The sequence below is a fragment of the Pantoea sp. Ft-CA_14 genome, from assembly GCF_024520875.1.
Taxonomy (GTDB): domain Bacteria; phylum Pseudomonadota; class Gammaproteobacteria; order Enterobacterales; family Enterobacteriaceae; genus Pantoea; species Pantoea agglomerans.
This window is the reverse complement of sequence record NZ_JALNPM010000004.1, coordinates 230,486-253,679: the sequence shown is the minus strand read 5'-3', so window position 1 is coordinate 253,679 and position 23,194 is coordinate 230,486. Positions and strand designations below refer to the sequence as shown.

Below are 23,194 nucleotides of genomic sequence, written 5' to 3'. Positions count from 1 at the left end.
AGTTCAGTTCCGGCACCGCTGAATCGGGGAAGTGTTTGCAATATTTTTTTATAGTGGTCCGCGTCAGAGACACGGCCGTTGGCTCATTCGGCCAGTTTTGTTGGTGTGATCCCCGCCGGGATCGGGCAGTGATAGGGCTGTGCGGCGCGTACCCGATCAAACTCGGCCCGGCAGCCAGCCAGCGCCTGCCGATCCGTTAACAGCGTTAGCACCGTGGCCGCCATCACTTTGCCCGCCAGAAACATCCCCTTATGCCCGATACTGGTGCGGCCCTGCGCCACCAGTTGCCAGGTGTGCAGCGGCGTGCCGAAGGTAAAACAGGGCGCAAAACACTGTGCAGTCGGCGTCACCCAGCTGACATCGCCGACGTCGGTGGAGCCATAAAGCAGATCACGTGTGACCGCATAGGGCGCGACCTCATCCATAAACAGCTTGTCGCCCAGTTGTTCAGCCCAGGCGTGACCGGCTTCACTACCGGTTCGGGCGGCATTGAGCCGGGCATTGCGCAGATCGTCATCAGTGAGCGTGGCACGCAGTTCAGCCGCAAACGCGCGTTCTTCGTCGCTGTAGTCGGGCAAACCAAACTGATGCAAATAACGCTCCATGACCGCTTCCAGCGCGCGATTCGGGACGTAATCCGAGCAGGCTTTGTCAAAACGTACGGTCAGCGTGGTGTCGGTCATCAGCGCTGCACCCCTGGCGATATTGATCACCCGTTCATAAATCGCCTGCGCCTGTGGCAGTTCCGGGGCGCGGATCAGGTAGAGCACCTCCGCATCCGCCTGCACCACGTTTGGCGATACACCGCCGCTGTTGGTGATGGCGTAGTGCAGACGTGCCTCCTGAACAATATGCTCGCGCAGAAAATTGGCCCCGGTATTCATCAGCGTGACGGCATCCAGGGCGCTTCGGCCCAGATGGGGAGAATTGGCCGCGTGCGCCGCAACCCCTTTGAAGCTGAACGCCGCCTGAATATTGGCGAGGGTGCGCAGATTGAACATGCCGCTGAACCCCTCCGGATGCCAGGTCACGGCGGCATCAACGTCGTCAAACAGCCCTTCGCGCACCATAAAAGTCTTGCCCGAACCGCCTTCTTCGCCAGGGCAGCCGTAAAAGCGAACCGTGCCACCCGTGTGATGCTGTTCCATCCAGGCTTTCACGGCGCAGGCCGCCGCAACACCTGCCGTGCCGAGCAGGTTGTGACCGCAGCCGTGTCCGTTGCCGTTGGCTTCCAGAGGTTGTGGCCGGGCGCAGCCCGCCTGCTGACTCAGGCCCGCCAGCGCATCGAACTCGCCAAGGATGGCAATCACCGGCTTGCCGCTGCCCGCACTGGCGATAAACGCTGTATCGATGCCACCCACGCCGCGTTCCACTCTGAATCCCTCTTCTGCCAGCGCATCAGAAAGCAGGGCTGACGAGCGGGTTTCAGCAAAGCGGGTCTCCGGTGTGTCCCAGATGGCGTCACTGAGCGTGCTGAAACGAAGCTGATGACGAGCGATATAGTCGGCAATAAAGTCTTCCATCATCGTGAGCCCCCATACTGCGCCTGGTTCAGCGCCAGCGTCGCCAGCAGCGTGATGGCGTCCGGCATCACCCGCTCATCAAAGTCGAATTTCGCATTGTGGTGACCCGCCGCCAGCTCACAGCCAAAAATGACGTAAGAGGCCTGACCGCCGCGCTGCTTTACCCGTTCCATCATGTAGGTCGCATCTTCCGAACCTGCCGCCTGCGCTTTACGATCGACCACGGAGTTGAAGATACCGAGCGCGTCCGCCTGCTGATGGATGAAATCAACCCATGGCTGCGTCGGTGTACAGCTGCGTGCGGCCCCCATCAGCGAGACCTGCTGCTCAACGCCATACATCGCCGCCGCACCGGCAATCACCCGCAGCGCCTGCTGATAGATGTCGTCGTTGACCTGATTGGTCACGCCACGGGTTTCGACTTTCAGCAGGGCGCAGTCGGCTACCACGTTGCGGCCGGTTCCCGCCTGCAGCACGCCCACGTTGACCCGTGCCACGCCGCCGCTGTGCTGGGTTAAACCATGCAGCGCCAGCGTTGCCTGTGCGGCGGCCAGCAGGGCATTACGCCCCTCTTCAGGACGACCGCCCGCATGGGCACCGACGCCGGTAAAGTGAACATCCAGCTTGGTAGTGGCGAGGAAGCTGTCGCTGCCGCACACCACTTCGCCTGCCGGCACGCCGGTGCCGATATGAATGGCGGTGAAGCGATCAACGTCATCGACCACGCCCGCCGCCACCATCGCTTTTGCGCCGCGCACACCCTCTTCGGCGGGCTGGAAGATCAGTTTAATCGTGCCGCTGAGCTGATCTTTCATCGCCATCAGCACCGAGGCGAGACCCAGCCCGATGGTGGTGTGGCCGTCATGTCCGCAGGCGTGCATCATGCCTGCGTTGCAGGAGGCGAACCCTTCACGCTGCGGCAGATGATCGTCAGCCTGGCTCTCGTTGAGATCCAGGGCATCCATATCGACGCGGAAGCCCATCACCGGGCCAGGACGGCCGGTCTCAAGCGTTGCCACGATGCCGCAGAATCCGCCGGAGAAGTGGCTGATCCACTGCGGCAGCGCGCCCTGTTGCAGCGCGCGCGCTTCCTGCTGCTTCAGCACTGCCTCGTCGGGCAAGCCCATCCGCGCGTCGGCGTCGATGACCTCACGGCCCAGCTTCAGTTGATAACCGAGCTTATGCAGCTCTTCAGCGACGAAGGTGGCGGTGCGGAACTCCAGCCAGCCCGATTCGGCATAGTGATGGAAGTCGCGACGCCACTGTTGCAGCTGTGGCAGCCGGGCGCTGACGTGGTCTGAAAGGGGGTTCATCGGCTCTCTCCTCGGTGTTGATTTTTTATGCACTGTTCCGAATCTACACAATGGTATTGACCGGCATAAGATGCGAATATCTTGTGACTGATAAACAACGGTTATCGCAAAATTATGTCTGCCAATCTCAAGCTCCATCAGCTGCGCGCCTTCGTTGACGTGGCGCGACAGGGCAGTATCCGGGCGGCAAGCCGTCTTTCCGGGCTGTCACAACCGGCGTTAACCAAAGCGATTCAGGAACTGGAGCGCGAGCTGGGGGCAAAGCTGTTTATCCGCCGTCAGCAGGGCGTGGTGTTAACCGATATCGGTGATAACTTTTTTCGGCATGCCAGCCTGGTGCTGGCAGAGCTGCGGGTCGCCGAAGAGGATATTCAGCAGCGGCTGGGACTGGGTGGCGGTCAGGTGAATATCGGCGTCGGTGGTAGCGTGGCGCGCACCATTATGCCGCAGGTGATTAACCAGTTTCATCGTGAATACCCGCTGGTGAAGGTGCGCATCGTCGAAGGCCAGCTGGTGTCGATGGTGCATGAACTGCGCCAGGGCGCGCTCGATTTCACCATTAATACCTACGATCAGAGCCATCTCGATCAGGAGCTGATGTATGAGCGGATGATGGAGCGCGAGTACAAGGTGGTGGTGCGCAAAGGCCATCCGCTGGAAAAGGCGCGTTCTCTGGCGGAGTTACAGCAGGCGGACTGGACGATGCCAACGCCTAAAGGCAGTTACTACCGCTTGTTGCACGATCTGTTTGGCGAACGCGGCATGGCCCCGAAAATTGTGGTGACCTGTGAAACCTTTATGGCCTGCACCAGCCTGGTCGCGCAAAGCGATTTCATCAGTATTCTGTCGGTCGACGTCATTGACGACCCGATTCTGGGCCGGTCGCTGGTGGCGCTGACGCTCGACGAACCCCTGCCGAAAGCGATCTTCTATCTGATCCAGCGCAAAGACACGACGCTGACCCCAATGAGCAGTTATATGGCACAACTCTTTCGCCGTTATTGCCAGTAAAATCAGCGAGTAAAGTCGATCGTCTACACTGTTAAGGTACTGAAAAAAATCCACCCGACAAATATAGAGGTTACGATGCAAGTCAGTCCTTATCTGTTTCTCTATGGCCGTTGCGAAGAGGCTATCGACTTTTACCTGCAGGCGACCGGGGGAGAGTTGCTCTCTAAAATGAAATTCGGTGATATGCCGGATCAGGGTGAGCAGGTCGGCGATCAGTCTGCCGCGCCGCAGCCGCCAGAAAAGATCATGCATGCCCAGCTGCGTATTGGTGATGGTGAGCTGATGCTGAGCGATGGCAACACCGATCAGCCGCCAGCGTCTGAGCATGCCGGTTACGCGGTCAGTCTCTCAACTACCGATGTCGAAAAGGGTAAAGCCTGGTTTGAGAAACTGTCGGCAGGCGGCAAGGTGACAACTGAGTGGCAGGAGACGTTCTGGTCGAACGGATTCGCGATGTTCATTGATAAGTTCAACATTCCATGGCGCATCAACGTCGAGAAGCCGCAGGAATAATCGGGCCAGCCGGCGTCGTAATTTGCGGCGCCGTATTAATTAATGGCAACTGCCCGGATTAATGCGCGGCGGCGCTATTCAGGCCGCCGCACGTAATCAGAAGTTATAACCCGCCACCAGGTAGTAACCCCAGCCAGTCGATTTCACTTCAAACGGCGCGTTGCCGAAATTCAGCTCCTGACCATCCGCCCACTGTCCGCCGTTGTGGAAGTAACGCGCCACCGCAGAGAAGTGCCAGTGATCGTAACCCAGTGACAGAATATGGCTGGAGGCGATGGAGTTGCTGGTGCGTGATGAACCGCCTTTATCGCGGAGATCGGAACCCCAGTCGAAGTTGGTGAAGCCCACATAGCCCAGATTACCGCCCCACAGCGTGGTGATTGGCACAAAGTATTTCACTTTGAAGCGATAGCCATCCCAGCTGTTTTCATTCGCCGCACCGTAGTTTTCCCACTGATATTTTGCGTAGACGTTCAGCGACAGGCCGACATCGCTGTGCGTATCGATATCGGTGCCCAGACCCATATACCAGGTGTTCTGGCGGCTATCGCTGTTGCGGCCCATGTCGTAGATGTAGTTGTTAGCGAAATACCACTCTTTGAACGGACCAAACGCCAGGCTGGTGCCGGTCAGTTTGTCGATAGAGAAGCGCGGCTCAATCTCCATAAACATCGGTGAACCGTGATCAAAAATGCCGTTGGCGTTGCTGTTGCCTGCGCCGAAGAAGTTGGTCAGATCGAGGTAGCCATAAAAATCGAACCAGTCCTTCTTCGCAAACGCTTCATATTCCAGATAAACGTCGTTGTTAAACTGCGGTCCGAAACGGGTGTGGTAGCTGCCTACCACGTTAACGCTCTGATGCCACCAGTCGGAGACATACTGCGGATCGCTTTCAGCGGCCTGCGCAGCGCCACTCAATGAACATGCCAGCACGGCACCTGCTATCAACGTTTTAAATTTCATTATTATCAGCCACATGCTTTTGACCGCCGCACAGCAGACGCAGTCAGAGAGAAATCGGTCCCTTGATGGGAATGAGGGTTTCACAGCAAATAACAGCCAGTTCTTCAGCCCGCGTAGCGTGCCTGTAACAGATCGATAGAAAATAGATTTTGCTCACGTTTGTCAAAAAGTGTTGCATTACAATTCAGCTAAAATGTGATGCGCTTCACAATAATGACCAGGATCGAACGGAACCAGGCAACCGTTTACGTTGTCTGGTTCGTGATCAAACGGGCGGGATCAGGGAAGGGTGACGCGAACCTGCAAACCACAAATGGCACCCTGTGGCGTCATGCAATTGGAAAGGGCGACGTGAATCTGATGCTTCTGTGCGACGTTGCGCACAATGGATAATCCCAGCCCGCTGCCCTGGGCTTTAACGTCAGGTGAACGGGTAAAACGGTCAAAGGCGCGTTCGATAAAGGATTCCGGCATGCCTGGCCCGTTATCGACAATATCGACCACTGTTTTACCTGCGACCCGATGCAGCAGCACATCGACCAGGCTGCCCTCCGGCGTGTGCAACATGGCGTTACCAATCAGATTGTCGAACAGGCTGCGCAGCTCGGAACGGCTGGCCTGCAGACGATACTGCGTGGAGCCATTAAAGCCGATATCGATGCCGCGTTTATCTGCCACTACCATCAGCTGCTCAATGCTCTCTTTCAGCAGATCGTCCAGTTCGATATGCTCGACGCTGGCGACCACGCTCTGGTCATCCTGACGCGAGACATTGAGTAACTGCGTGACCAGATGACGGGTGCGTGTGACGCCCGCTTCCAGCTGGCTGAACTGTCGGCTCGCTTCGCCTGGCTGGATGTGCTGACGCAGATTTTCCAGCTGCAAGGTCACCGCCGTTACCGGCGTGCGCAGCTCATGCGCCGCATCTTCCAGGAACTGACGCTGCGACGACCAGGCCTCACGCAGCTTACTCAGCAGCGAGTTGTAGGCGGCCACCAGCGGCAGGATCTCATCCGGCAAGCCTTCGGGTGAGACATTGTGCGGATGATGCGTCTCCTGCGCGGCAATCTGACGCGAAGCGACCTGCAGATCCCGGGTGATCTTGCGCACCACCAGCCAGATCACCAGCAGTGAAAGCGGCATCATCAGGATCAACGGAATGATCGCTGACAGCGCCCGCTTGACCATCAATGCCTTCATGTAGCTGAGGTTGTGCATCACCTGGATGGTTTTGATCTCGCTGCCAGGTAAGCCGGGCCGGGTATAGATGCGCCATTCGCAGTCGTCGCACTGACCCACATGCACGTCGCGATAGCCCCGTTGATTTTGCAGCGGAGCCTGCAGCTCCGGCCATGAGCTGGCCCGTAACTGACCCCGATCGTCCCACAGTTGCACCACAAAGGCGCTCTTCGCCTTGTCAGGCGCAATAAGCATCGGCATCAGGGCGGGCATCTGTTTATTAGTGGACCAGGCATCAGCGATTTTTGCCAGCTGATCGTCCTTCATGGTGCCGACCATATCGCCGTAGCAGCTGAAGAAATACCAGGTGACGCCGCCGATCATCAGCAGATGAATAATCAGCAGCGTAGAGAGTAATTTGTTGCGTAATGAACGCATAAAGGTGAAGGGTTTCATATTGCCGGTACCCGCCAGCCCAGCCCGCGCACGTTGCGGATCACGTCGTTATCCAGCTTGCGGCGCATCCCGTGGATCAGGACATCCACCGCGTTGCTGCTGACTTCATCGCCCCAGCCATAGATGCGATTTTCCAGCTGCTCGCGCGACAGAATAGCGCCTGGCCGCTCCAGCAGGGCGTAGAGCAGGGCATATTCGCGCGCCGTAAGCTGCTCGCGCTGTCCTTTGTAGAGCACTTCGCGGGTCATCATATCCAGCTGCACATCGCCGCTGCCCAGCACCGAGTCTGCTGCGCCGTGACTACGTCGGGTAATCGCGCGCATCCGGGCCATAACTTCCTGTAAATCGAACGGTTTAAGCAGGTAGTCGTCAGCGCCGCTGTCGAGTCCCTGAATCCGCTGCGCCACCGTGTCGCGCGCGGTAAGAATCAGCACCGGCGTGGCGTCGCCGCGCCCGCGCGCCCGGCGCAGTACCTGCAGGCCATCATCGCGCGGTAAGCCGAGATCGAGCAGCACGCAGCTGTAGCCGCCTTCGCTCCAGGCATTCTGGGCATAGATGCCATCACGCACCCAGTCCACCGACCAGCCCGCGCCCTCCAGTGCCTGCTGCAGGTTCGCGCCGATCATTTCATCATCTTCAACCAGTAACACGCGCATGGCTGATCTCCTTCAGAAAGATGAGGGGAGTTTACTCACCAATTGTTAGGCCAGAATTATCCGCCGTCATACTTCGCACTGTGGCGGCGTTGGCTGCTTTTGCTCACCCCAGTCACTGACTTATGTCAGCTCCTGGGGACTCGCGCAGTTGCCGCCTTGCCACAGCATGAATTATTTCGCGGACCGCCGTCACCGGTATTTTATGAAGGAGTCAGGTGGCCTGATGTCCCCATCCATATCCATTGAGATGCCAGCGATTGCAAGCGTAAATGCGGTGACGTATATTTGAGCAACAGATTAATGCCAGACATTTCAGCGGTGAATAGTATGTCAGCCCAGGAAGCAAAAATCAGACATCAGCGCGAGTATCAGGAGCGTGTTGAAGCCGTCCGAAATGGTCAGGCTCCAGGCCGCGTGCTTGAAAAACGTCCTCAGGGTATTGTGCCTGCAAAAAGTGGACGCAGCCTCGCATTTTTCTGATGTCACGCCGTGCTGAAATCAGCCAGGTAGTAAAATAAGCTCATCATACAGGTGGGCTTTTTTTATGACATTGCACGCTATTCCTCCAGAAGAACAGATCCTTAAACTTAACCGTTATCTTATTGATAACGCCGGACAACTTCCGTCACCGGTTATTACTGTAGGCGGTCAGGCTGTTATGTACTGGTATCTGACCTACCTGCATCTTTATCCTGATCAGCCTGATGTAACATCCATAACCTCAATTGATGTTGATTATGTCACCCGAAAGGAAGGCGTTGATTTTCTGGCTCAGGAATATCAGCGATATCTCAAACATGTTGACGCCTGACAGGGCTGAATGCCCCCGTCACTTATGATGCAGAAATAAATTTGTCTGACTCAGCGTTTTTATCTTCTGCCTTTTTTCAGCAGCAATCTCTTCACGAACTTTCACACTAAAGCCCCGCTGGCCGCGCGATCCCGCCTCCGTTTCAGCCGTTGCTAATTCTGCGCTAATTTTCTGCTAATTAAGGGATAAATTTTAGCGGGTAGAGTGGCTCCACTGCACATCAGCATCAACAGGAGGAACCATGAATCAGCGCGAGTTTATTCGGAGTTTGCTGGACTGGATTGAGAACAACTTAGGACACGATCTGCATCTGGATGAGGTGGCGCGCCGCTCGGGCTATTCGCGTTGGCATCTGCAACGGCTGTTTCGCCAGCATACCGGCTTTTCACTGGCAGAGTATATCCGTCAGCGCCGTTTAACCGAGTCTGCGCTCACGTTGCTGAGCAGCAACGAAGCGATACTGCAGGTGGCGATGAACTATGGCTTTGATACCCAGCAGGCCTATACCCGCACGTTTAAAAACTACTTTATGGTGACGCCTGGCCAGTTGCGCCGTCAGCGTCGCGTCGAGCCGGATCGGCTGCTATTCCCTCTGGCGATGGCCAGCTGATGCCTGATAAGACCTTCCCGTCACAGCCTGCGGACGGGAAGGTCGGCCCGCGCTTTGCGTCTCTCTCCACCTGCTCTTCGCCTCGATTTTTTTTGCCCATCAGCCACAGTGACCCCGTCCGGACGTGTTAGTTTGTTGCCAGCATCCCTTTACTGTCGGAGTCGGGAAACATGGAAAACGGCGCGAATTTAACCGCCATGTTGTTATTTGCACGGGTTGTGGAATTACAGAGTTTCAGTGAGGCGGCACGCGCACTCGGCTTGTCCAAATCCCATGTCAGCCGGGAGATCGCCCGTCTGGAGCTGCGGCTCGGTATCCGGCTGCTGCAACGTACCACCCGGCGGCTGGCGCTGACCGAGCTGGGCCAGGCGTACTATCCCTACTGTGTGCGGATGCTGGCCGAAGTGCAGCGCGCCGAAGCCTTTGTGCAGCAGGTGCATCAGCAGCCCGCCGGCCATGTCAGGCTGCAGGCACCCGTCACGTTCGGCTGCCAGTGCGTAGTCCCTGTTCTTAATCGCTTTCTGCGTCGGCATCTGCATATCAATGTCGATCTTGATCTGACCGATCGCAGTCACGATCGGCTGGATGATCAGGCGGATCTGGCGATTGTGATCCGATCCCGATCGCCACAGCAGGGCAATTTTCGGGTACTGAGCGAAATCGAGTGGGGGCTCTATGCCGCGCCCGCCTACCTGGCGCAGCGACCCGCTATCACACATCCTGAGATGCTGCCACGCCACGACCTGCTGCTGTTTCATGGTCCGGCGCACACCGCCGCACTGCCGTTCCGCCGTGATAAACAGCGGCTGGCACTGGATGTACGTAGCCGTTTTCGCGCCAATAACAGCATGGCGCTGCTCAATGCGGCACTGGCAGGGAGCGGCATCGCCTATCTGCCCTCCTACATGGCCCAGGAGGCGATGGCGCGCGGGGATATTCAGCAACTGCTGCCGGAGTGGCAGATGGATCGTCTGCAAAGTTATCTGCTGCTGCACGACACGCCTGAACCGGCCTCGCCCGTGACGCTGCTGTGTGATGCCCTGGTTGCGGCGCTGAACACAGGCTGATTGTTGCCTGCTGACAACAATCAGCGCCACAGAGTAACTATCCCGCCGCGACTGTTGTTACTCCGCTACGCCGGTTAGCCTGTATCCCTGATTACTCACCGGATATCATCATGCAACAGTCACCCGAAACTGCAGAGTTTCAGCACTGGCGACGTAACTTAGGGGTCTGCGTCGTCGGCTCTTTTACCACTATCGTGGCGATGACGCTGCTGCTGCCGTTCCTGCCGCTCTATGTGCAGCAACTCGGCGTTGAGCAGCCTGCCGCTATTGCCCGCTGGTCCGGCCTTGCCTACGGCGCGACCTTTTTCAGCGCCGCACTGACGGCGCCATTGTGGGGCAGGCTGGCTGACCGCTATGGTCGTAAGCTGATGCTGATTCGGGCCAGTCTCGGGATGGCGATTGCGATGTCGCTGATTGGCATGGCGACCGCGCCCTGGCAACTGGTGGCGCTGCGCCTGCTGGCGGGGCTGCTGGGCGGCTACGCATCGGGATCGACCATTCTGGTGGCGGCACAAACGCCGAAAGCGCAGACCGGCTGGGCGCTGGGGGTATTGTCTTCCGGTATTATGGCCGGTAACGTGGTCGGACCGCTGCTGGGCGGTGTATTACCGCCACTGATCGGGATTCGTCAGACTTTCTGGCTGACCGGTGCCGTGATTTTTCTCGCCTTCCTCGCCACCACCTTTTTACTCAAAGAGCAGCCACGTGCTCCCGCTACATCGCGCGCCAGCCAGCAACCGCATCCTGAAGCCGGGCCGGTTAATCACAGCCTGATACGGCTGATGTGGCTCTCTGGCATGTTGCTGATCTTCGCCAGCATGTCGATTGAGCCGATTATTACGCTTTACGTGGGCGAGTTTGTGCAGGGCGACCACCAGATCACCCTGATAGCCGGACTGGTGATGTCCGCGGCGGCGCTGGGCACGGTCCTGGCGGCACCACGACTGGGTCGGCTGGCCGATCGGGTAGGGCACTGGCGGGTGCTGACCGGCGGTTTAGTCGTTAGCGGGCTGCTGCTGATACCCCAGGCATTTATCACGGCGGCCTGGCAACTGGTGCTGCTGCGTTTTCTGATGGGGATGGCGCTGGGCGGGTTGATGCCGTGCATCACGGCGATTATTCGTCATAACGTGCCAGGCTCACAGGTTGGGCGGATGCTGGGATATTCGACATCGGCACAATATATCGGCCAGGTCAGCGGCCCGCTGTTCGGTGGACTGGTGGGCGGTGCATTCGGGATGCGGCCGGTGTTTCTGGCAACCTGCGTGGTGATGCTGTTTTGCGCCTGGCTCAACTGGCGTGGCATGAAAAAGTAGTGCGATCAAAAAAGGCGGACCGGAGTCCGCCTTAGTTTATTCACAGCTGCGTGAATTACTTCTGGTCAGGCAGCGCGTAGGCAATCACATAATCGCCCAGCCTGGTACCAAACGAGCCGTGACCCCCTGCCGCGATGACAACGTACTGCTTGCCATCCACTTCATAGGTCATTGGTGTCGCCTGGCCGCCTGCTGGCAGACGTGCCTGCCATAACAGTTCGCCGGTATCAGTGCTGAAAGCACGCAGGTAGTTATCTGCGGTCGCACCAATGAAGAACACCTTACCTGCGGTGGTGATAGGACCACCCAGCATCGGCATACCCATTTTGAACGGTAGCGGAACCGGTGCGCTATCGCGAACGGTACCGATACGCTGTTTCCACACCACGTTGTTGGTCTTCAGATCCACCGCGGAGATGTAACCCCAGGCAGGCTGTTTGCATGGCAGACCAAACGGTGACAGGAACGGGTTCAGCTCGACGCCATACGGCACGCCATACTGAGGCTGAATACCGGTTTCAGTACCTGAACCACCTTCAGCGCCTTTCGGCGGCTCAATCGGGTTGCCTGGGCCACGTGGAATCAGCTTAGAGACAAACGGCAGCGCCATTGGGTTAGCAATCGCGATCTGACGATGAGGATCGACTGCGATGCCGCCCCATTCGAACATACCGAGGTTACCCGGGAACACCAGCGTACCCTGCTCAGATGGCGGGGTGAACGGACCTTCATAGCGCAGGCGCTTGAAGATCACGCGGCACACCAGCTGGTCAAACATCGTTGCGCCCCACATATCCTTGTCCGTGAGATTCTGTTTCGGACGGAAGGTCAGCTCAGAGTAGGGCTGAGTGGCGGCAACGTGATCGCCTTTAGCAGCACCCTGTGGCACTGGCGTTTCTGGCGCAGGCACGACTGGCTTGCCGGTACGGCGATCCAGTACAAAGATGTTGCCGGTTTTCGCTGGCGCGTAGACAACCGGTACGGTGTTGCCATCTTTGTCGGTGATGTCAGCCAGCGTAGGCTGCGACGGCAGATCCATATCCCACAGATCGTGATGCACAGTCTGATAAGACCAGACCAGCTTACCGGTGGTGGCGTTCAGGGCCAGCACGCTGCTTGCATAACGCTCCTGCTCTGGTGTGCGGTTACCGCCCCAGATATCCGGTGTGCTCACGCCCATTGGCAGATAAACGGTATCCAGTTTCGGATCGTAAACTGCCGGTGCCCATGAGTTCGGAGAGTTCATGGTGAAGGTGTGTTCATCAGCCGGAATGGCATTAGGATCTTTTGCGCCTGGATCAAATACCCACAGCAGTTTGCCGGTATTCACATCAAAGCCACGAATCACGCCTGACGGCTCGCGGGTTGAGTAGTTATCGGTAACCGCACCCGCCATCACGATGGTGGTGTTAGTAATCACCGGCGGTGAGGTCGGCTCATACTGACCCGCAGTGGTGACAGGCTGTTTGTGTTGCAGATCCAGCTCGCCGTTAACGCCAAATGCCGGGCAGCGTTCGCCGGTCTCTGCGTCCAGTGCAAACAGACGACCATCGTTGACCGGCAGATAGATACGACGTGAACACAGCGCAGGCTGAGTGTTCGCTGCATCGGCTGCTGCTGGCACTTCATGGTAAGAAACACCGCGACAGGTCACGTGCTGGAAGGTCGGGTTGACCTTCATGCCCGGATCAAATTTCCACTTCTGCTTACCGGTGGCCGCATCCAGTGCAAACAGGATCTGGTGTGGCGAACAGAGGTAAAGCGTGTCGCGGATTTTAATCGGCGTGACTTCGTCGGTAATTTCACCCGGATCGTTAGGGGTTTTCATGTCGCCAGTCTGGAACTGCCAGGCAACCTGCAACTCTTTCACGTTCTGATGATTAATCTGCTTCAGCGGAGAGAAACGGGTTCCCTGCTGATCACGCGCATAAGCGGGCCAGTCAGCGTCCGGGATGTTGCTCAGCGGCGCAGCCTGCGGGGCGTTGTCAGCGGTTTCTGGTACTGACCCGTTGATGACCTGCGGATCGTTGAATACCGCATAGGCCAGCACAATGGCACTGGCAATCAGCGCCACAGCCATGGTACCCAGCGCGGCTTTGCTGCCCGCATTGAAGCTGCGATAGACAAACGGCAGGATCAGCCAGACACCGAAGATCACCAGCACATCGGTGCGTGGTGCCAGTGCCCAGAAGTCGGTGCCCACTTCCCATACACCCCAGATAAGGGTGCCGATCAGCAGCAGCGCATAGAGAACCAGCGCAGTGCTTTTACGACGGGAAAGCAGATAAGCGGTGATAAGCATCACCACACCGCCAAAAACGTAATACCAGGAACCACCAATGGCGGCTAACCAGCCACCGCCAATCAGCATAAACGCGCCCGTCAGCACTGCGAACAGCACCGTCAGGAAACGAATTACGCCAAAAGATGAGGAGTTTTTCCCCATAATATCGACCTCGTTTCGTTGCCATAAAACACACGAAAACAACCAGATAGGCTGTTTCCAGTTATCAAGTACAAATGATTAGGGTGTTCTGAAGTATCTCTTCCGTTAAGACAGACGATCCCTTTGTGTTAAATGTTATAGCAAAATCAGATCGAGGTTTGATTTTTTTGGCTTAAACCGCTTAACAACTGGAATAAAACGACATTTTATGGGGGATTAAAGGACGTTAAGCGCACCGCCGTGTGCCCTTAACGCCGGAAGGCAGGATTTGTGAATCAGCAGCTAATAAGATCGCCGTCCGAGCGTTGCTGTTGCCAGCCGCTGATATTTATCTCAGCAAACTGCTCAGCGGTTAAGGGCGGCGTATGACTTCGTACGATTACCTCTGCCCCTTTTTCACGAAACGTCGCCATAAAAAAGGGAAAGGTAAACTTCTCATAATTATCATTAAAGAAAGATTCGGTTAAAACAATTCCTGAAAAAGGAAAAGATTCCAGCAGTCGCCAGTCTGCACCCGGCGGCGCAAAATCATAAAGCCAGAAATCAAATTTCTTTGTTAATTCAAGCAGTGACGTACTGTGTGCTGCCAGACTGGAATAATTAATTCCAATCCGGACACGCGCATTTTGTAAATGCGTATAGGCATCCGGAACCGCGATCATTCCCCGTAATCGAATATCTTCCACCGGCACAACCATTAATGCTGCTTCAGTAGCAATTTGATTGTGTAATGAAATAATGTTGTTTGTATTAAGTATATTGCCGCTATCCTGGTTTTGCTGAAGATAAGGCACGCTATAGCAAATGCCAGTGACATTACGCTTAACGTGATGGATTGGTTCAGTAACATAGGGGTTATATAAACTGTTTTTCATTATCTCTATGAAATTCAATAGAAAGGATTTGTTGTTAATTAAGCATATAAAAAGTCGCATTTTTCTAAACGCGTGAATAAATATAGATCACATGCTTAATCCAAATCATCCTTTTGTTGCCTGAGAAAGTAAATAAACCTGTTAGCAAAGAAACGATAATTCCTTTGGCGTCTGATGATGTGCTGGAATATATTCAATAGTCGGGACCAATAGGCTGGTAATAATCATGAGGGGTCTGACGCGCCTCGGCCGGACAGGGACGCTGCTTATCGCGCAGGGAGGCTGCGCTGGAGCCGCAGGCCTTCTGCTCGCATCCGGTCTGCTATCGTGAAGCCGACAATCACCACACCAATAACACCGCGCAACGACGCGGGTTTCCTCACCTGATTTGGGATAAGACATGGGATTTATGGCATCGGCGGCGGAAGAGTCGCTGTGGCGACATCGGACATTTGTCGCCTTCTGGGTAGCGCGTACCTGCTCATCATTTGGTTTTCAGATGTTCTCGGTCGCAATCAGCTGGCAGATCTATGCGCTGACCAACAGCGCGATGGCGTTAGGGATGATTGGCTTAATGCAGTTTCTGCCGTCGGTGTTGCTGGCGCTGCCAGCGGGTCATCTGGCGGATCAATATGACCGGCGGCGGATCGTGCTGTTAGGTCAGCTGGTGGAATTTGCCGCACTGCTGGCATTAGTGGTGCTTACCTTATTCCATACCCCCGATAAGACCGCGTTGTGGGGGCTGGTGTTTATGATTGCGGTGGCGAAAGCGCTGGAGTGGCCTGCGATGTCTTCGATGCTGCCGTCGCTGGTGCCGCCTTCAATTCTGGCGCGTGCGATGGCGATGAACTCCGTGGGCGGTCAGGCAGCGGTTATCGTCGGGCCGACGATTGGCGGGCTGCTTTATGTCGCCGGGCCGCATGTGGTGTATGGCGTTTCCGGGCTATTTTATCTGGTTTCGCTGACGCTGGTGAGTCTGCTGCGTTATGAACGCCCGGTGCAGGCTCGTCTGCCGATGAATATGAAGAATCTGTTTGCCGGGATTCACTTTATTCGTGAGCGCAAAGATGTGCTTGGGGTAATTTCGCTCGATCTGTTTGCGGTGCTTTTGGGCGGGGCAACGGCGCTGCTGCCGATTTTTGCCAAAGATATTCTGCATACCGGACCGTGGGGGTTGGGGATGTTGCGCGGCGCACCGTCGGTGGGAGCATTGCTGGTGGGCATCTGGCTGAGCCGTCACAAGCTGGAGAAGCATGTCGGGATGATTATGTTTGGCTCGGTGGCGGGCTTTGGCGTTGCGACGCTGGTGTTCGCGCTTTCCACGCAGTTATGGCTGTCGCTGGTGGCGCTCTGTGCATTGGGTGGCTTTGATATGGTGAGTATGGTGATCCGGGGTGCGCTGGTGCAGCTGGATACGCCGGATACCATGCGCGGGCGGGTGAATGCGGTTAACGCGATTTTCATTAATACGTCGAATCAGCTGGGCGAGTTTGAGTCGGGGTTGCTGGCGGCCTGGATGGGTGCGGCACCGGCGGCGGCGATTGGCGGCATCGGTACGCTGGTGGTGGTGGCGCTGTGGATGAAGTTGTTTCCGCATCTGCGACGGCGTCAGAAGCTGGAGAATGAGGTGGATCCGGTTTGATGACTGGCGTTGGGGTTAGGTGAGGGGGGTTGTGAGGTGGTTAACCACGGCGCAGGCGCAGGGAACAAACACCTTTCGCAAAGACGCAAAAGCGCCATCCATTCGCTCATTCGCTTTGAGTTTGTTCGTTGCCTAAGGCTGCGGAGAGATGGATTGAGGCTGGCTGGGTTATTGCGGTTGTAGAATTGTGTGCAGGCATATGCTGCCATCGCTTTAAGTTTGTTTGTGACCAAAGCCTGTCTGCGGCCCTTGAGAGTCCTTTAATGCTTTTCTGATACGAACGGCTCGTTTCCGGCACCTTTAACTGTTCCGCCATTTAGTGATGCTGCGCAACGGCAATGATTAAAAAATGCCCTTTTCTAATCCCAGTTCTTGATCCTGGCATAGGAGTGAATGACAAATCAGTGCCAATTAAAACCATATTAATGGCACTCAAGAGATCAGTTTTCGTTTACGGAAGGCAGCGTGGGCTGATATTTTTCAGGCTGGTATCTAAAACGGTAGAAGAATGAATGGACGCAAAGACGCTCGCCGTATCAGTTGCTCATGGTATTGCTTCACTTCCGATGGATTTTTATTTGGGTATTGAAAGAACCTTTCAGGATCTCAACCTGGCAGATGGCGGCAAAAACATTCAGCGCCGTAACTTCGGTGAGGATGAGAGGATGTATCGGGCTTTGAACAAGCTCTTCCGTAACAGAGCCATTCTGGGGCAGATTGCAGAGATGATAATCAAAGACTCTCTTTCCTACCTTCCGGATCCAGCCCTTAAAAAAATCACAGATAAACTCATCGGAGCAGCGTCTTCACTGGGTTCAAGACAGTCCATGCAGCTGGCCATTACAGGTTATCTTGGTTCAAAAGTTGTTGGAGGAATGATGGCCAGCGTGATAACGAAGTTATCACTGCGATTATGGACAGGCACCCTTGCGGGCGGCATAGTTCTGCAGGGGGTGCTTTCGCGTGCTTCTGCAGCTTCACGGCGTTTGAGGCATCAAAATCCTGAATTATGGTCAAGGCTTTATATACTTGATTTTGAAATGCTTTACTTCCTCTTTGAAGAACCTTTAGCCAATTACATCGAGCTCGGTGAGACTCTACGTAAAAATCCTTCGAAAACGGAGCAATTTCTGGGTGCAATCGAAAATCTTTAGACTAATCAGAAAAGTCATTTCTGAGTTATCAGGGGCGGTTGTTGTCAGCGCTGTAGTGATTGGAATTTTCATCGCAATATTTGCGAATGAAGGAATTATGCGCGTTATCGCCCCCTTACTCGTCTTTATCGCTGGCCTGGTTCTTTACTGGTTAGCCTGGAAGATTTCATCCAAAGAAGATTGAAACCAGGTCACTAATAAACACATTACCATCAGGGATGAAAGACTGTCGCGTATCAGCACAAGATCACCCGGTGCAGGCTCAGCGCGGGCGATTACGCACCTCATCCCTGAGGTGCGCCCGAAGCCGGGCCAACGCTTTGCGTTGTTCAAAAACGCTCCCGGCGTTTTTGTCCGTGGCCCGCGATGCTTTGCTACAGGCATATGTTCCCATCGCTTTAAGTGTTTAAGTTGCCTCTGACTGAAACGCAAACCGGACGAACGCAAAGCTCCGTGACGCCTTTCAAAACGTTCCTGATTTACACGAAAACGCGTTCCTTGCTATAACTTATCTCTCATCGGCAGGCCTGTGGCCTCCTCAGTCAGCTTAAGCGCTTATAGAGGGTACCGTTATGAATCAGACTCACTCCATTCCGGAAATTTATAATCCTGATGTGCCGTATTCAGTAAAGTGCGAGATCGTGGCGCAGCTGTGCCGGGCGCTGGCTTCCCATAAAAACATCCCGGTTAGCGCCCTGAGAAAATATCTTCTGGAAAAAACTCACGTTGATTTCGAAAATCTGGAGGATAACCCGGTAGGAATGCTGCTGCTGTATGAGTATCTTCACTGCCAGCGCCCCTCGGTCTGCGCCCGGAATGAAAAAAACCTTCATTAAGCGCTGCCTTCAGCTTAATCAAATACGCCTTCGGAGAAGAGGGCTGGAGAGGGGGCGGTTGAGTTGTCGCTGGCAACGGTTTCCCGAGCCAGCCCAACCTCAATATTGTCACTGGCCCGAAGGCCAGTACAGGAAGTTACCAGTCATACTGCCATTAAAATCCTGGGGTCAGAGGGGGAGGCCGACCCGCAGGCTGGGGCCATCAGGCCCCGGTTTTTCCCAGGTTGGCGTCAAATGTTAGCCAGCTTTCACGCATGTCCATTACGCTGCGGGTTTTACGAGCCTCATCGATTTTAATTGCCGTGAGGCCCGCTTCCAGCGCGTCCACTACTGAAACTTTCAGCGGTGTTCCCTGTTTAATATGTTTAACGATCTCTTCAGCCATCAACGCATCTGCGCCGTAATGGCCATCATACGCATTGCCGCTGTAGGCGGTATCGACCTCTTTCTCGCCGCTGCGCGCGTTGTGTACGCGGAAGTAGTTGCGCACGAAGTCGCCTTCCGCCATGCCGTCGGTGCCCATGACACAGAAACGGCGGAACTCATCCGGCACATTCAGATTGGCGTGGAAGGCCAGCGTCGCGCCGCCTTCGTACTCAATCAGGGCAGTCTGGTAGTCGACAATATCGGCATCGCTGTCGAACACCGCATCGGTGCTCGACCAGCCGCTGGGCTTCACGTGATAAAGTTCTGAGTCAGCGGTGATAGCTCCCTGCGGCGCATGAGCGGGAGTAAAGGATTTCCGGCCACCAAAGCTGGCGACGCGGATCGGGCGCTCCTGCAACAGGCCCTGATAGAGATCGATGTCGTGACAGCATTTTTCCAGAATGTACGGGCCGGCATATTTCTCCAGACGTCGCCAGTCGCGCTGAAAGAATGCGCCGTGATAAGGCTTGATATGTTCTGTCGCCTCAATCGAGGTGATCTCACCCAACTGACCCGCATCGCGTGCCGCCAGCAGATCGTGATAGAGCGGGGAATAGCGCAGTACCAGGCCGACCAGAATGCGCGCTTCGCCATACTGACGCACCAGCTTCGCCATCTCCATGGTCTGCTCTTCATTGATCACCACCGGCTTTTCGGTAAACACCGTGTAACCCGCTGCCAGCGCCTGACCCACATGCTCCAGATGCAGAAAGTTGGGAGAGCCAACCAGCACGACATCCATTCCGCCATGTTCCAGCAGAGCATCGATTGACGCAAAGGCCTGGCCGGGCGCGATACCAAAGCTGTGCAGATTAGGCAGTCCGGCGGGTGCCGGATCGTAATAACCCACTACCGAGAAGGCGTCGTCGGCTTTGCTGAACTCTTTGATCACGTGGGACAGTCGAAAGCCGAGACCGATAATGCCTACTTTCATGTTAAACCCCTGCTCCTGAAATCGCATGATGCATAGCCCGCCTGTGATCGGGCGCGCCTGTTGATAATCTGACCACCAACTTATTACGACAGAAAAACTAATGTCAATAACGCACTGCGCGTTTTGCGAGGGGGTTTTTGTTATGACGATGTAAAATAACAAGAAAATTCAGATATGATTTTGCTATATTTATTTGTTATTGCGATTTAAGTTTTTTTATCCTATCGTTCGCTCATTATGGCTATAACCCTTAATCAGGGAAGGAAGCGCGTGCAACCACACTATCTTCTGGGCATTGATGGCGGCGGTACACAGTGTCGCGCGCGGTTAACCGACCTGCAGGGTCGCATCCTGGCGGAAGCCACCGGCGGGCCTGCCAACGTCTGGTCAGACTATGACGCGGCACTGACCTGCGTCGGGCAGCTGATCGAACGGGTATTGTCACAGGCGGGATTAGCCCCGGAGGCGCTGACGCAAACCGCGCTGGTGGCCGGATTAGCCGGTGCGAACGTCACCTCGGTACAGGCGCGGCTCGCCAGCTGGCAACCTGCCTGCGCGGCGTTACAGGTGGTCAGCGATGTGGAGATCGCCTGTGCGGGCGCCCATGGCGGCGCACCTGGCGCCGTCTTTATCATTGGCACCGGCAGTCAGGGCGCCGCCTGGGATGGCGAACAGTTTACGCTGCTTGGCGGCTGGGGCTTTGCCTTGTCTGACCAGGGATCGGGCGCTGAGCTGGGCCGTCGTGCGCTGCGGCTGGCGCTGCTGGCCCATGAAGCGATTATTACCCCGAGCGCTCTTACCCGGCAGCTGATGGCGCAGTTCGACCACGGTCCGGAAACCATGCTGATCTGGACGCGCTCAGCGACGCCTGCAGACTGGGCTCGCGTGGTGCCACAGATTTTTGCGGCCGCCGACGCGGGCGATGGTCATGCACAGGATCTGCTGCATCAGACCGCAGCCGATATCGGCCTGATGGTCCGCCGTCTGACTGCCCTGAGCAGCGGACCCGTGGCGCTGATGGGGGGACTGGCCACGCCGATTCAGCGCTGGCTGGATGACGATATTCAGGCCCGGCTGGTGACGCCGCAGGGCGATGCCCTGAGCGGGGCGCTGATACTGGCGCAGCAGCTGACGCCTGCCCGATTACCGATCTGAAGCTGGCTGAGCATCCTCAGCCAGATAACCCGAGGAATTTATGACCGCTCCCAACGTAACCGCGCGCATTCTGCGGTTGATTGTTGAAAATGCGCCGATCAGCCAGTCAGACCTGAAAGTTCGTAGCGGACTGAGCATGTCGACCGTGTCGCAGGCGACTAATCGCCTGCTGGCGCAGGAAATCGTGCAGGAGCTGGGGCTGCGTCGCGTGTCGATGGGGCGGCCAAAAACGCTGCTTGGGCTCAATCCCGATCGCGCCAGCGTGATTGGCATTCAGCTCAATGCAGAACGCAACCTGATCGTCATGACCGATCTCAGCGGCAATCTGCTGGGTGAACAGCAGATGCCGAAAGGCACGCTTACACCGCGCCAGCTCGGCGATGCACTGGCGAAATTCCTGCGCGGCGTTGAGGAGAAGCGGGTGGGCGCCATTGGCCTGGCCCTGTCGGGACTGGTCGATGCCGAAAACGGCTACTGTATCCGCTCCAAAGTGCTCGACTGGGACAACGTCCCGATTGCGCGCCTGCTGGAAGAGCGTTTCTCGCTGCCGGTGTTTATCGAGAATGACGCCAACGCCATGGCAATGGCGGCGCTGGTATTTGGTCAGCTCGGCAACGCGCAGTCGGCGGTGATCGCCACCTACGGCAAAGGGATCGGGGCAGGCATCATCCTGAATCGTCAGCTCTACCGCGGTCGTCACGGCAAGGCGGGAGAGATTGGCAACGGGCTGGTAGGCGACGGCTCACTGCGTCTGCTGGAAGATGTCGCCTCATCGCGCGCCATTCTGCAACGGCTTGCTGAGCAGGAACCGGTGGAAGGCCTCACGTTGCAGGCGCTGGATCAGCGGCCAACGCCCGAGGTGCTGGCGGTGCTGGAAGAGGCAGGACGCGAGCTGGGAATTTCACTGGCGAACCTGTCGGTGGCTTACGATCCGGATGTGGTTTATCTGGCGATGGAGCCGCACATGGCGTCACGCATTCTGCTCGATCACATCACCCAAAGCTTCCAGGCCTACCGGCTTAAACTGACGCCGCACATGACGCCGCTGCAGTTCCTGACTGAGTCGAACCGCATGTGGGCGCTGGGCGCGGCGGGTTTTGCTGTCAACCGGCTGCTTGATCTGCTGGCGGCGCAGGCCGATGAAGAGCCGGTTACCTGAGCTATCCCTCGAATAAAAACGGGCGCCGCGGCGCCCGTTTTTGTTTCCGCGCTTCCTTAGCGCAGGCGCATTCCCTGCTCATCAAACAGCAGGCAGTGTGCGGCAGAAAAGCCCAGTTCAACCTGGGTTCCCAGATCGCGCGTGGTTGCTTCGCGCTCTTCCACCACCAGCATCTCTTCACGCCCGATGTCCAGGTAGAGGTAGTTGGTGTGGCCCAGCATCTCGCCATAGGCCAGCTCGCCGTGAAAGCGCAATGCCTCCGGCGTCTGCGCGGCAGGCTGGAAATGCTCGGGACGAATTCCCAGCGTCACGGTTTGCCCCTCGCGGCAGTCGGCGGCGATTTTCAGCACCAGCCCCTCAATCTTCAGTTCCGGCACCCGCAGCTGCACTTCACCCTCGCCCGTGGCGCTGATTTCCGCCCGCAGGAAGTTCATTTTTGGCGAGCCGATAAAGCCGGCGACAAACAGGTTATCCGGGTCGTGATAGAGCGTCAGCGGTGCGCCGACCTGCTCAATGCGGCCCTGACGCAGCACGACGATGCGGTCAGCCAGCGTCATCGCCTCCAGTTGATCGTGGGTGACATAAATCATGGTGTTGCCGAGCGAGGCGTGCAGCCGCGCAATCTCAATCCGCATCTGCAAACGCAGCTCGGCATCGAGGTTAGAGAGCGGCTCATCGAACAGGAAAATACGCGGATGACGGATAATTGCCCGGCCAATCGCCACGCGCTGCCGTTGTCCGCCAGAGAGCGCGCGCGGCAGGCGGTCGAGCAGTTCGGTGAGATGCAGGCGGGCGGCCGTCCGGGCAATCGCCTCATTGATCTCCGCCTTAGACTTCTTCATTACCTCAAGCGGATAGGCCAGGTTGCCGCGCACCGTCATGTTGGGGTAGAGCGCATAAGACTGAAACACCATAGCAATGCCGCGCTCGGTGGCGGGCTGCTGCGTCATGTCCTGCTCCTCAATCAGCAACTGACCGCTGCTGATCTCCTCCAGCCCGGCGATCATCCGCAGCAGCGTCGATTTGCCGCAGCCGGATGGCCCGACAAACACCACAAATTCGCCGCTGTTGATCGTCAGATCGATGCCATGAATGACATTAACGTGTTCATAAGACTTCTTCACATTCTGCAAGCGCAGGCTGGTCATC

The 23,194-nt window shown here is 56.4% G+C and carries 20 protein-coding genes; 10 read left to right on the top strand and 10 right to left on the bottom strand.

Annotated elements, in window-relative coordinates:
• Window positions 1–83 precede the first annotated feature (83 nt).
• Both NR195_RS09030 and NR195_RS09025 read right to left on the bottom strand, forming a co-directional pair.
• Window positions 84–1,526, bottom strand: a complete 1,443-nt coding sequence (locus tag NR195_RS09030; RefSeq protein ID WP_256844430.1) for a M20 family metallopeptidase — start codon at window positions 1,524–1,526, stop codon at window positions 84–86.
• Window positions 1,523–2,836 (bottom strand): M20 family metallo-hydrolase, encoded by a 1,314-nt coding sequence (locus tag NR195_RS09025; RefSeq protein WP_187495797.1) that lies wholly within the window; start codon window positions 2,834–2,836, stop codon window positions 1,523–1,525. Before NR195_RS09025 ends, NR195_RS09030 begins: the two co-directional genes overlap by 4 nt.
• 114 nt (window positions 2,837–2,950) lie before the next feature.
• Between NR195_RS09025 and NR195_RS09020 the strand changes: the two genes are divergently transcribed.
• Window positions 2,951–3,847: a LysR family transcriptional regulator gene (locus NR195_RS09020; RefSeq protein ID WP_010252093.1), complete on the top strand. Its 897-nt coding sequence runs from the start codon at window positions 2,951–2,953 to the stop codon at window positions 3,845–3,847.
• A 75-nt stretch (window positions 3,848–3,922) separates the two neighbouring features.
• Window positions 3,923–4,360 carry a VOC family metalloprotein YjdN gene (gene yjdN / locus NR195_RS09015; RefSeq protein ID WP_010252091.1) on the top strand — a complete coding sequence of 146 codons (438 nt, stop codon included), beginning with the start codon at window positions 3,923–3,925 and terminating at the stop codon, window positions 4,358–4,360.
• A 96-nt stretch (window positions 4,361–4,456) separates the two neighbouring features.
• Here yjdN and NR195_RS09010 read toward each other — a convergent pair whose 3' ends face one another.
• The 3 genes from NR195_RS09010 to NR195_RS09000 form a co-directional block, all read right to left on the bottom strand.
• A complete protein-coding gene (locus NR195_RS09010; protein ID WP_256844429.1) occupies window positions 4,457–5,323 on the bottom strand; it encodes a nucleoside-specific channel-forming protein Tsx in 867 nt (288 codons plus the stop codon).
• A gap of 279 nt (window positions 5,324–5,602) precedes the next feature.
• A complete protein-coding gene (locus tag NR195_RS09005) occupies window positions 5,603–6,958 on the bottom strand; it encodes a HAMP domain-containing sensor histidine kinase (protein WP_022625242.1) in 1,356 nt (451 codons plus the stop codon).
• Window positions 6,955–7,614, bottom strand: coding sequence for a response regulator (locus tag NR195_RS09000; protein ID WP_010252086.1), 660 nt, complete (start codon window positions 7,612–7,614; stop codon window positions 6,955–6,957). The genes NR195_RS09005 and NR195_RS09000 overlap by 4 nt, the downstream gene beginning before the upstream one ends.
• A gap of 544 nt (window positions 7,615–8,158) precedes the next feature.
• On the opposite strand from NR195_RS09000, the gene NR195_RS08995 reads away from it, so the two are divergent.
• The 4 genes from NR195_RS08995 (at window position 8,159) to NR195_RS08980 (ending at window position 11,418) form a co-directional block, all read left to right on the top strand.
• Window positions 8,159–8,425 carry a hypothetical protein gene (locus NR195_RS08995; RefSeq protein ID WP_010252074.1) on the top strand — a complete coding sequence of 89 codons (267 nt, stop codon included), beginning with the start codon at window positions 8,159–8,161 and terminating at the stop codon, window positions 8,423–8,425.
• Between the two features lie 241 nt (window positions 8,426–8,666).
• Window positions 8,667–9,035: a helix-turn-helix domain-containing protein gene (locus NR195_RS08990; RefSeq protein WP_009092546.1), complete on the top strand. Its 369-nt coding sequence runs from the start codon at window positions 8,667–8,669 to the stop codon at window positions 9,033–9,035.
• A gap of 170 nt (window positions 9,036–9,205) precedes the next feature.
• Window positions 9,206–10,102, top strand: coding sequence for a LysR family transcriptional regulator (locus NR195_RS08985; RefSeq protein WP_256844428.1), 897 nt, complete (start codon window positions 9,206–9,208; stop codon window positions 10,100–10,102).
• A gap of 110 nt (window positions 10,103–10,212) precedes the next feature.
• A complete protein-coding gene (locus NR195_RS08980; RefSeq protein WP_010252067.1) occupies window positions 10,213–11,418 on the top strand; it encodes an MFS transporter in 1,206 nt (401 codons plus the stop codon).
• A gap of 55 nt (window positions 11,419–11,473) precedes the next feature.
• On the opposite strand, the gene NR195_RS08975 is transcribed toward NR195_RS08980, so the two are convergent.
• Together NR195_RS08975 and NR195_RS08970 are read right to left on the bottom strand one after the other, a co-directional pair.
• The gene (locus NR195_RS08975; protein WP_010252065.1) at window positions 11,474–13,864 is read right to left on the bottom strand and encodes a glucose/quinate/shikimate family membrane-bound PQQ-dependent dehydrogenase; all 2,391 of its coding nucleotides are present in this window, start codon (window positions 13,862–13,864) and stop codon (window positions 11,474–11,476) included.
• Window positions 13,865–14,139: 275 nt separating this feature from the next.
• Window positions 14,140–14,739, bottom strand: a complete 600-nt coding sequence (locus tag NR195_RS08970; RefSeq protein ID WP_029519503.1) for a hypothetical protein — start codon at window positions 14,737–14,739, stop codon at window positions 14,140–14,142.
• Window positions 14,740–15,139: 400 nt separating this feature from the next.
• On the opposite strand from NR195_RS08970, the gene NR195_RS08965 reads away from it, so the two are divergent.
• Window positions 15,140–16,381: an MFS transporter gene (locus NR195_RS08965; protein WP_010252060.1), complete on the top strand. Its 1,242-nt coding sequence runs from the start codon at window positions 15,140–15,142 to the stop codon at window positions 16,379–16,381.
• Window positions 16,382–16,893: 512 nt separating this feature from the next.
• Window positions 16,894–17,535, top strand: coding sequence for a hypothetical protein (locus NR195_RS08960; protein ID WP_052271188.1), 642 nt, complete (start codon window positions 16,894–16,896; stop codon window positions 17,533–17,535).
• 623 nt (window positions 17,536–18,158) lie between these two features.
• On the opposite strand, the gene NR195_RS08955 is transcribed toward NR195_RS08960, so the two are convergent.
• Complete coding sequence (locus tag NR195_RS08955) at window positions 18,159–18,368, bottom strand: hypothetical protein (protein ID WP_124889615.1); 210 nt, start codon at window positions 18,366–18,368, stop codon at window positions 18,159–18,161.
• A 205-nt stretch (window positions 18,369–18,573) separates the two neighbouring features.
• Window positions 18,574–19,731 carry a Gfo/Idh/MocA family protein gene (locus NR195_RS08950; RefSeq protein ID WP_256844427.1) on the bottom strand — a complete coding sequence of 386 codons (1,158 nt, stop codon included), beginning with the start codon at window positions 19,729–19,731 and terminating at the stop codon, window positions 18,574–18,576.
• 270 nt (window positions 19,732–20,001) lie between these two features.
• Between NR195_RS08950 and NR195_RS08945 the strand changes: the two genes are divergently transcribed.
• Both NR195_RS08945 and NR195_RS08940 read left to right on the top strand, forming a co-directional pair.
• The gene (locus NR195_RS08945) at window positions 20,002–20,886 is read left to right on the top strand and encodes a BadF/BadG/BcrA/BcrD ATPase family protein (RefSeq protein WP_256844426.1); all 885 of its coding nucleotides are present in this window, start codon (window positions 20,002–20,004) and stop codon (window positions 20,884–20,886) included.
• Window positions 20,887–20,926: 40 nt separating this feature from the next.
• Entirely contained in the window at window positions 20,927–22,045 is a 1,119-nt protein-coding gene (locus tag NR195_RS08940) for an ROK family transcriptional regulator (RefSeq protein ID WP_010252050.1), read from the top strand.
• A 56-nt stretch (window positions 22,046–22,101) separates the two neighbouring features.
• On the opposite strand, the gene NR195_RS08935 is transcribed toward NR195_RS08940, so the two are convergent.
• Entirely contained in the window at window positions 22,102–23,193 is a 1,092-nt protein-coding gene (locus NR195_RS08935; RefSeq protein WP_010252048.1) for an ABC transporter ATP-binding protein, read from the bottom strand.
• Between the last annotated feature and the right edge of the window lies 1 nt (window position 23,194).